The following is a 1,962-nucleotide window of genomic DNA, read 5'->3' as shown; positions in this document are numbered from 1 at the left end:
CTGGCGCGGCTGCACCGCGCGTCGCAGGGGTTCGACGCGCCCGCGCGCGTGCCGCAACCGCTGGTCGCGAGCTTCACCATCCTGCCCGATCCCGACCCGATCGCGGCGGCGGAACGCTATGTCGCGGCGCGGCCGGCGCTCGCCGCCTTCCTCGCCCCGCGGCCGTGGCGGCGCGAGCTCACATCGCTGTTCAGCGCGCTCGGCGACGGGTTGCAGCCACGGCTCGCCGCGCAGCCGGCCTTGTGGACGCATAATGACTGGCATCCCTCCAACCTGCTCTGGCAGGAGGAGGACGTGCGGACCGTCATCGATTTCGGGCTGGCGGACCGGACCTGCGCGCTGCACGACCTGGCGATCGCGCTCGAACGCAGCGGTGTCGCCTGGCTGGCGCTCGGGCAGGGCGCGGACGCCACGATCGGCCAGCCCGAGGCGGCGTGTGCGCTGCTGGCGGGCTATGCGGCGACGACCGCGTTCGGTGCGGAGGACGGGGCGACGCTCGTCCGGCTGCTGCCGCTGGTGCATCTCGAATTCGCCCTGTCGGAGGTCGCGTATTTCGCAGGGGTGCTCGGCGACATGAGCGCGGCGGCGCTGGCCTGGGACGGCTATCTGATCGGCCATGCGGCGTGGTTCCTGTCCGAACCGGGGCAGGACTTCCTCCGCGGGATCGCCGATGCGGAGAGCGGCGCGTGACGACGCTCGAGATCGCCGCGGTCGCGGTCAGTTTCCTCGGCATCTGGCTGACCGCGGTGCGGCGGCTGTGGTGCTGGCCGGTCAACTTGCTGGCCTGTGCGCTGTACTTCAAGCTGTTCCTCGACGTGCGGCTCTATGCGGACATGATGCTGCAGGCGGTGTTCGCGGGCGCGCTGGTCTATGGGTGGCGCAACTGGACGCGCGGGCGGCAGGATGCGGGTGACGTCGCCGTCGTGCCGCTACGGCCGATCCCCGCGCTGGCGGGGCTTTGCACCGGTGCGGGTGCCGCGATGGGAATCGGGTTCGTCATGAGCCGCTATACCGACGCGGCGCTGCCCTGGATCGATGCGACGCTGAGCAGCTTCAGCCTGGTCGCGCAATATTGGACCGCGCGGCGGCACAGTGCGAGCTGGCTGCTGTGGATCGTCGTCGACATCGTCTATGTCGGGATGTTCGTCGCGAAGGGGCTGATGCTGACCGCGGGGCTCTATGCGGCGATGATCCTGCTCGCGCTGTTGGGCTATCGGCAGTGGCAGGCGGCGCGTCAGAACCAGGCGCGCACACCGAGCGCGAGCGAGACCCCGCCCGTCCTATCACCATCCCTGCGCGCATAACGCGCGGTGGCGCCGTAGCGCCGTTCCCAGGACAGCCCGACATAGGGCGCGAGTTCGCGGCGGATCTCGTAGCGTAGCCGCAGGCCGAGTTCGGCGGTGGACAGCCCCGCGCCGATCCGGCTGCCGGGCATGTCCTGCGCGGCGAGGTTCAGCTCGACACGCGGCTGGAGGATCGCGCGCTGGGTGATGCGCTGGTCGTACCAGGCCTCCGCACGCGCCAGCACGTCGCCCTTGTCGGACAGGAACAGCGTGCCCTCGACGTCGAACCAATAGGGCGCCAGGCCTTCGACCCCGAGCGCGGCATAGGTTCGTTTGGCGCCTGCGCCGAGATCCTGGCGGACGCCGGCTTGCAGGTTCCAGTACGGATCGAGCGCGCGCGAATAGAGCGCCTGCACTTCGGCGGCCTCGACCCGGTCGCCGAAACCGCCTTCGCCTTCGGTCTTGACGACCAGCCGGTCGATATCGCCGCCGAACCAGCCCGCGCCGTCCCAGCGATAGCCGTCGCGACCGCTGCGTACCTGCACCTCGGCGAGGTTGAAGAGGATCTGGCTGAAGCGCATGCCGCCATGCTCGTCGCGCATCATCCGGTTGGCCTTCGCCATCGTTGCGGGATCGTAGAAGCGCGCCGCCGCGAGCGTGGTCGGCGGCGCGGGGGGCG

3 protein-coding genes are annotated in these 1,962 nt (G+C 70.5%); 2 read left to right on the top strand and 1 reads right to left on the bottom strand.

The window, feature by feature from the left end:
- The coding region (locus tag sphsw_RS10040) for a phosphotransferase enzyme family protein (protein WP_031440501.1) at nt 1-690 on the top strand (690 nt) is incomplete at its 5' end.
- Nucleotides 687-1,304, top strand: coding sequence for a nicotinamide riboside transporter PnuC (gene pnuC / locus sphsw_RS10035; protein WP_042467024.1), 618 nt, complete (start codon nt 687-689; stop codon nt 1,302-1,304). The genes sphsw_RS10040 and pnuC, both read left to right, overlap by 4 nt.
- Here pnuC and sphsw_RS10030 read toward each other — a convergent pair.
- Nucleotides 1,235-1,962: copper resistance protein B (locus tag sphsw_RS10030; RefSeq protein ID WP_031440499.1), on the bottom strand; the 728-nt coding region annotated here is incomplete at its 5' end. The genes pnuC and sphsw_RS10030 overlap by 70 nt on opposite strands.

Origin of the sequence: Sphingomonas sp. FUKUSWIS1, from assembly GCF_000733135.1 — a bacterium.
Taxonomy (GTDB): Bacteria; Pseudomonadota; Alphaproteobacteria; order Sphingomonadales; family Sphingomonadaceae; genus Sphingomonas; species Sphingomonas aerolata.
Note: the sequence above shows the minus strand (reverse complement) of the source record. Positions and strands in the feature narration are given on the sequence as shown.